Genomic DNA, 7,867 nt, shown 5'->3' on the forward strand with positions numbered 1-7,867 from the left:
ATATAAGCGGTCATTTTTCGCAAATTTTTTGCAAGAAATGACCGCTTGTCTATCCTTAAACCTAACTATTCCACCATAAAGCAGGCAATTTTGGTGCCGCTTTCATAGCTTTTTAACTGAGGTTGTTCCGCTTTACATTTTTCGGTTGCCAAGCGGCAACGAGCGTGGAATGCACAACCTTTCGGTGGATTTAACGGGCTTGGTAATTCGCCGGTTAATTTAATTCGCTCACGACGTTGCTCCGGATTTAAGCGAGGTGTTGCCGAAAGTAACGCTTGGGTGTACGGGTGACGAGGATCGCTGAAAATCGCTTTGGTTTTGCCTTGCTCCACCACTCGTCCTAAGTACATCACCATCACTTCATCGGCAATATGCTCAACCACTGATAAATCGTGCGAAATGAAAACATAAGACAGACCCATCTCTTCTTGCAGATCCATCATCAAATTAAGTACCTGCGCACGTACCGATACATCCAATGCCGAAACCGGCTCATCTGCCACCACCACATCAGGATTAAGCATTAAGCCTCGAGCAATCGCAATACGCTGGCGTTGTCCGCCGGAAAACATATGCGGATAGCGGTCGTAAAACTCAGGTTTTAAACCGACTTTGCCCATCATTTCCAACACTTTCGCTTTACGCTCTGCCGCCGATAAATCGGTATTGATTAATAACGGCTCTTCTAAAATGCTGCCCACTTTCTTACGTGGATTCAGCGAACTATAAGGGTTTTGGAACACAATCTGAATTTTCTTACGGCGTAATGCGGCGGTATCTTTATCATTGACTAAGAAATTCTGCCCTTTATAAAACAGCTCGCCTTCGGTCGGGCTTTCAATCATAGTGAGCATTCGCCCCAAGGTTGACTTACCACAGCCGGACTCGCCAACCACCGCCAATGTTTTGCCTCGTTCCAATTGGAATGAGACGCCATCTACCGCTTTAACCGTTTTCGGTTTTGCGAACATTCTCTGCTTAACCGGATAATATTTTTTCAGATTTTTCGCATCAAGAAGCGGTGCGTTTTGTTCATTTTTTTGCAAATCAGTCATTTCGCTTCTCCGTTATTGCTGCATTGTAGGAATACCATTTTCATCTAACGGGAAATGGCATTTCACTTGGCGACCGTTTAACACACGTAATTCAGGTTCGCTGGTTCGGCATTTATCCGTTGCATACGGACAACGAGGATTCAGTAAACAGCCTTGCGGTCGGTCATATTTGCCGGGAACCACACCGGGTAGAGATTGCAAGCGAGATTTACCTTCTGCAAATTCAGGCAATGCTTTAAGCAATGCTTGCGTATAAGGGTGAAGCGGTGCTTTAAAGATTAATTCCGCTTTGCCTTCTTCCACCACTTGTCCTGCATACATCACGATAATACGATGTGCCGATTCCGCAACCAATGCTAAATCGTGAGTAATCAGAATTAACGCCATATTTTCTTTGCGTTGTAATTCCAACAATAAATCAATAATTTGCGCTTGAATCGTTACGTCTAATGCGGTGGTCGGTTCATCCGCAATCAATAATTTCGGATTGCACGCAATCGCTATAGCGATCATCACACGCTGGCTCATACCGCCCGAAAGCTGATGCGGGTAAACATCTAAACGAGATTGCGGATCAGGAATCCCTACCATGGTTAATAATTCAATCGCACGTTCACGACGAGTCGCTTTTGAGCCGCCTTGATGCACCTTCAACGCTTCCATAATTTGGAAACCAACTGTATAACTCGGGTTAAGACTGGTCATCGCATCTTGGAAAATCATCGACACGTCCGCACCGACAATTTTTTGTTTTTCTTTCGGTTTTAACGCTAATAAATTATTGCCGTTAAACTCAAGCGAATTTGCTGTCACACGACCAGGGAAGTCAATTAAACCCATAATCGCTAAAGAGCTGACTGATTTACCCGAACCTGACTCACCCACAATACCTAACACTTCGCCTTCGTTTATCGTATAACTAATACGATCTACCGCTTTGAAGGGCGCTTTCTCATCACCGAAGTGAACAGAAAGCTGATCTACCGTTAATAAAGCCATCTTGCTCTCCTTATTGTTTCAGTTTCGGATCGAGTGCGTCACGTAAGCCGTCGCCCATTAAGTTAAATGCTAATACAAGCGATAAAATCGCGAGCCCCGGAATGGTTACTAACCAGTTTGCCGATTGCATAAAGCCACGAGATTCCGCCAACATTGTACCTAATTCCGGTGTTGGCGGTTGCGCGCCAATACCTAAGAAGCCAAGCGCGGCAAGTTCTAGAATCGCATTGGAAATCCCCATCGTCATTTGCACAATTAACGGTGCAAGGCAGTTCGGTAAAATCACAATAAACATTAAACGTAATACACCGGCACCGGCAACTCGGCTCGCCACCACATAATCACGATTTTTTTCGCTCATGACCGAAGCACGAGTTAAACGCACATAGCTTGGAATTGAAACAATCGCAATCGCAATCGCTGCATTGATCAAAGACGGGCCTAAAATGGTGACCACACCAATGGTGAGAAGTAAGCTCGGAATGGCTAACATAATATCGACAAAGCGCATAATCACGATATCAATCACGCCGCCGTAATAACCGGCAAGTAAGCCTAGAATTACGCCGAATACGCATGATAAAACAACGATCACTAAACCGATAAACATAGATAAACGCGCACCATAGATAATACGGGAAAGAATATCACGCCCAATATCATCAGTACCGAGCAGATAAGCAGAATTACCGCCGTCCATCCACGCTGGAGGCAGTAACAAAGCACTACGGTTTTGCTCAATCGGGTCAAAAGGCGCGACCCAACCAGCAAATACCGCAGCAAAAAAGACAATAGTAATAAAAGCAAGCCCGATAACCGCACCACGGTTTTGGCAAAAGTAATACCAAAACTCTTGTAGAGGCGTCTTCGGAGCCGGTGCCGAAAGGGTTGTTGAAGACATTATGTATCTCACTCCACTCAAATCATTTTGCAAAATTTTGCGTAAATTTAACCGCTTGTAAAAGCCGGAAAATAAACTTAGCTATGGCGAATTCTTGGATTAACTACTCCGTAAATTAAATCAACGGTTAAATTCACCAAAATAATAATCGTCGCAATAATTAGCACTGAACCTTGTAATACCGGATAGTCACGTGCATTAATCGCATCAATAATCCATTTACCGATACCCGGCCACGAAAAAATATTTTCGGTAAGTACCGCACCGGAAAGTAACTGCCCCACAATCAGTCCCACCACAGTTACTACTGGAATCAACGCATTACGTAAAGCGTGTACAATCACAATACGAGTGATATTCAAACCTTTCGCTTTGGCGGTACGAATATAATCTTCACCTAACACTTCGAGCATTGAAGAACGAGTCATACGCGTTACCACCGCCAATGGGATAGTCCCTAACACGATTGAAGGTAAAATCAAGGATTTAATTGCGGCAAGGAAAGCACCCGGCTCGTCTGAAACCCAAGTGTCATACAGCATGAAGCCGGTTTCCGCTTCAATCCAATATTCGGAAGGTAAACGCCCTGAAGCCGGTAAGCCTAGTGGCGTAGAGAAATAGAGAATTAAGATTAACCCCCACCAGAAAATCGGCATCGAATAACCGGTTAAAGATAAAGTGGTTACCGTATGCGAAATCCACGAATCTTTCTTCACTGCAGCAATCACACCAAGAAAAATTCCAAATACTAGCGACCATAACAGTGCAAAGAATGCTAATTCCACCGTTGCCGGAAACAGTGTAAAAAACTCTTTTAGTACCGGCTCATTGTTACGAAATGAATTACCGAGATCGCCCTGAAAGATTCCTTTAATATAATTAAAATATTGTTCGGGTAAGGGTAAATCCAAACCGAGTTGTGCCATCATCTGAGCGTGAACCGCCGGATCTAAGCCTCGTTCTCCCATCCGAATTTCAATCGGATCGCCCGGAATCAAATGTACTAAGGCAAAAGTAATTAACGTTATCGCCAGAAAGGTTGGGATAACCATCAAAAGACGTTTAAGAATAAATGAAAACATTAGGTATACTCGTTATTTGTACCACGGGAAATAGGAAAAACACAGCATAAGCGGTGAAATTCAGCGAATTTTTTACAAATTGCCAATCCCCTTTGCCGTGTGCTTTCAATGGTTAATAAGAGAACTTATTTTGTCTCTAAATCAACCCCGTAGAAATTATGTAAGCTAAATGGGCTGATCACATAACCCTTTACTTCCTTACGAACAGGGAAATAAGTAGTTGAGTGAGCAATGGTTACCCATGGTGCTTGCTCTTTGAAAAGTACTTGAGCTTGTTTATAAAGCTCGGTACGTTTTACTTTATCAGTTGTTTGAACGGCTTCGGTCATTAACTTATCAAAATCTTTATGACAGAATTTTGCATAGTTGGAACCTTGTTTCACCGCCGCACAACTTAATAAGGTATTTAGGAAGTTATCCGGATCTCCGTTATCACCGTTCCAGCCCATCATACCGGTTGCATGTTCGCCGTCACGCATACGATTGAGATATTCACCCCATTCGTAACTGACGATTTTGGCATTCACACCCACTTTTTTCCAATCTTCTTGGATAAGCTCCGCCATACGACGTGCATTCGGATTATACGGACGAGAAACCGGCATTGCCCACACTTCGGTATCAAAACCTTTTTCAAGCCCGGCTTCTTTTAACAAGGCTTTGGCTTTTTCCGGATTATAGTCATAATCTTTCACTTCATCGTTATAACTCCACATTGTCGGTGGAATCGGATTTTTCGCTTTTTCGCCTGAACCTTGATAAACCGACTGAATAATCGCATCTTTGTTAATTGCATAGTTTAACGCTTGACGCACTTTCACATCATCAAACGGTTTTTTCTGCGTATTAAAGTGTAAATAGCCGATATTCAAACCTGGTTTGGCCATTAAACTGATATTCGGATCTTTTTTCAATGTTTCAAGATCAGCCGGATTTGGATAAGGTGCTGCGTGACATTCACCTTTTTGCAATTTTGCCATACGTACCGACGCATCCGGCGTAATTGCAAAGACTAAACGGTCAATTGCCGGTTTACCCTCCCAATATTGCTCAAAGCCTTTATAACGAATCTGAGAGTCTTTTTGATAATCGACAAATTGGAATGGACCTGTGCCGATAGGATTTTGATCTAGTTTCTCCGGTGTTCCTACTTTCAATAATTGATCCGCATATTCCGCAGAGAAAATCGAAGCGAAATCCATCGCAATATTCGCTAAGAACGGTGCATTCGGCACTTTTAGATTAATTTTAACCGTATAATCATCCACTTTCTCAACATTTTGAATAATGTTGCCCATATCCATACCGATAAAATACTCATAGTTACCACCGGACACTTTATGATACGAATGATTCGGATCTAATTGACGATTGAATGAGAACACTACATCGTCCGCATTAAAATCACGGCTAGGTTTAAAATCTTTAGTTGAATGGAATTTCACCCCTTTACGTAAATAAAAGGTATAACTTTTACCGTCTTCCGACACATCCCATTTTTCTGCTAAAGAAGGCACAACTGAAGTTTCCCCCTTAGCGAAATCTACTAAGCGGTTAAAAATCGTTTGGCTAGTCGCATCAAGTGTACCGCCGTCTGTTGCGAATTGCGGATTTAAGTAAGTAGGTGAGGCTTCTAAACAATAAACGAATGTTTTAGGTGCCGCAAAAGCCGAACTTGAGGCGGCAATTGCCAATGGCAATAAAGAAAGTTTGGTGAGTTTTTTCATCGAATGCTCCAATGTTGTGTTTGTTTTTTATTTTTATGAATTAATCGAATATACAAGTTTTTCAATGAAGTTCAATACTTTTTCCATAGAAATCGGTCTAAATTTAGCGAAAATTTGCAAATTTACCACTAAATTTAGACCGATTATTTTATTTATTACACTATATTGAACGCTATCTAGCTCAACATGATAAAAGTTATGCGATAAAGAAGGACTCACCGTATAACCTTGTATTTCTTTACGTATTGGGAAATAAGTTGTCGAATGCACAATCGGTAACCAAGGCGCTTGCTATTTAAAAATCACTTATGCCTGTTTATAAAATGATTCCCGTTTTGCCTTATACGATTCTTGTGCCGCTTGCGTAACTAAATCATTATAAGATTTATCACAAAAATGGGCATAATTCGAACCTTGTTTTACCGCATTACAGCTTAATAGCGTATTCAAAAAGTTATCCGGATCGCCATTATCCCCTGTCCAGCCCATCATACCGGTTGAGTGTTCGCCTTGCTCCATACGCTTAAGGTATTCTCCCTATTCGAAGCTGGCGATTTTTGCAGTAACGCCGCTCTGCTTCCAATCTTCTGAATCATCTCAGCCATACGACGTGCATTCGGATTATACGGGCGAGAAACCGGCATTGCCCACGATTCCGTTTCAAAGCCGTTTTCCAATCCAGCTTCTCTTAGCAATGCTTTCTCTTTCTCCGGATTATATTCATAATCCTGAATCTCATCGTTATAGCCTCAAATTGTCAGCGACATTGGATTCTTCGCTGCCGAACCGGCCCCTTGGTACATCGATTCTAAAATCGCCTGTTTGTTTACCGCATAATTAAGTGCTTGGCGTACTTTTTGATTATTCAACGGTTTTTATCTAAATTAAAAGTAATATAGCCAATATTTAACCCCGATTTTTCAACACCTGTAAATTAGCATCAGCTTTCATCTGAGCAATATCTGCCGAATTCGGATATGGCTATTGCCTGAGATTCATTTTTCTGCAATTTGGCATAACGCACCGTCGCATCAGGTGTGACGCTAAAGACTAAGCGATCTAATTTTGCTCTGTCCTGCCAACAATCATCAAATGCTTTAAAACGCACATAAGCATCTTTCTGTAAACCAGAAAACTCAAATGGCCTAGTACCAATCGGTACGGTATCCACTTTTCCGGTGTACCGGCTTTTAACATTTGATCGGCATATTCCGAAGAGGAAAGTGAAGCGAAATCCATCGCAAGATTAGCTAAAATGTTGCATTCGGCACTTTTACCTAAGAAAAACTCGTAGTTTCCGCCCAATACATTATGAAAATAATTATATTTATTTAATTGGCGGTTAAAAACAAACAACACATCATCGACATTGAAATTACAAGATGGCGTAAACTCTTTGTTATTATGAAATTTAACCCCTTTACATAATAAAAGGTATAGGTCTTACCATCCACAGAAATATCCCATTTTTCAGCTCATGAAGAAATAAGATTTGTCGTACTCGGTTCAAAAGCAATTACACGATTATATAACGCTTCCGCCACATCTAATGTCGCCCCGTCTGTACCGATTTGCGGATTTAAAAAAGTAGGCAAAGATTCAATATAATAAGTAAATGTTTTAGGTGCAGCGAGTACAGAATTGGAGAAAAGTAACAACGCAAACGCTGATAAAGAGAAAAGTTTTTGCATGAAATATCCTGATGTTGTGCTATAAATTATTTTTTGAATAATTTACATATCATCAGCCCTATTTTTCATATTACAATGTTCAGCAGCAAGCTAATTACAAAAAGCAACTGCAACCTATTATTACTCCTCCTAAGAGATAAATTTATTCATTCCACTCTGACAAGCGGTCAAATTCCCTTGCTATTTTGCAAATGCGCTAATGGAGGTTGTTTGAATAAGCAAAAAAAGAAAGGAGAAGATGAATAAAGATAAAAATGAAGCTGGAGCTGGAGCTAAAAACAAATTCACCCCAAAAACAAAAACCCTGTGATTATCACTAACCACAGGGTTCCCTTTAATTCAATCTGGCGATGCCCTACTCTCACATGGGGAAACCCCACACTACCATCGGCGTTACAGCATTTTACTTCTG

5 protein-coding genes and 1 pseudogene are annotated in these 7,867 nt (G+C 41.3%); all 6 read right to left on the bottom strand.

What is annotated here, in order from left to right; genetic code table 11:
• Positions 1–65: 65 nt before the first annotated feature.
• Positions 66–1,055: a peptide ABC transporter ATP-binding protein gene (locus tag C228_RS0103360; RefSeq protein WP_018651293.1), complete on the bottom strand. Its 990-nt coding sequence runs from the start codon at positions 1,053–1,055 to the stop codon at positions 66–68.
• Positions 1,056–1,067: 12 nt separating this feature from the next.
• A complete protein-coding gene (gene dppD, locus C228_RS0103365) occupies positions 1,068–2,054 on the bottom strand; it encodes a dipeptide ABC transporter ATP-binding protein (protein WP_018651294.1) in 987 nt (328 codons plus the stop codon).
• Positions 2,055–2,064: 10 nt separating this feature from the next.
• Positions 2,065–2,955, bottom strand: coding sequence for an ABC transporter permease subunit (locus tag C228_RS0103370; RefSeq protein WP_018651295.1), 891 nt, complete (start codon positions 2,953–2,955; stop codon positions 2,065–2,067).
• 77 nt (positions 2,956–3,032) lie between these two features.
• Complete coding sequence (locus tag C228_RS0103375) at positions 3,033–4,037, bottom strand: ABC transporter permease subunit (RefSeq protein WP_018651296.1); 1,005 nt, start codon at positions 4,035–4,037, stop codon at positions 3,033–3,035.
• Between the two features lie 125 nt (positions 4,038–4,162).
• Positions 4,163–5,764 carry an ABC transporter substrate-binding protein gene (locus C228_RS0103380; RefSeq protein ID WP_018651297.1) on the bottom strand — a complete coding sequence of 534 codons (1,602 nt, stop codon included), beginning with the start codon at positions 5,762–5,764 and terminating at the stop codon, positions 4,163–4,165.
• A gap of 171 nt (positions 5,765–5,935) precedes the next feature.
• Positions 5,936–7,455: pseudogene (locus tag C228_RS13250) on the bottom strand (ABC transporter substrate-binding protein); the annotation flags it as partial.
• Positions 7,456–7,867 lie beyond the last annotated feature (412 nt).

This window comes from Actinobacillus capsulatus DSM 19761 (assembly GCF_000374285.1).
Taxonomy (GTDB): Bacteria; Pseudomonadota; Gammaproteobacteria; order Enterobacterales; family Pasteurellaceae; genus Actinobacillus; species Actinobacillus capsulatus.

What these genes read in the sequence shown, in the direction of transcription:
- C228_RS0103360 (WP_018651293.1), bottom strand. Translation starts at nt 1,055, where the DNA reads ATGACTGATTTGCAAAAAAATGAACAAAACGCACCGCTTCTTGATGCG.
- dppD (WP_018651294.1), bottom strand. Translation starts at nt 2,054, where the DNA reads ATGGCTTTATTAACGGTAGATCAGCTTTCTGTTCACTTCGGTGATGAG.
- C228_RS0103370 (WP_018651295.1), bottom strand. Translation starts at nt 2,955, where the DNA reads ATGTCTTCAACAACCCTTTCGGCACCGGCTCCGAAGACGCCTCTACAA.
- C228_RS0103380 (WP_018651297.1), bottom strand. Translation starts at nt 5,764, where the DNA reads ATGAAAAAACTCACCAAACTTTCTTTATTGCCATTGGCAATTGCCGCC.
- C228_RS0103375 (WP_018651296.1), bottom strand. Translation starts at nt 4,037, where the DNA reads ATGTTTTCATTTATTCTTAAACGTCTTTTGATGGTTATCCCAACCTTT.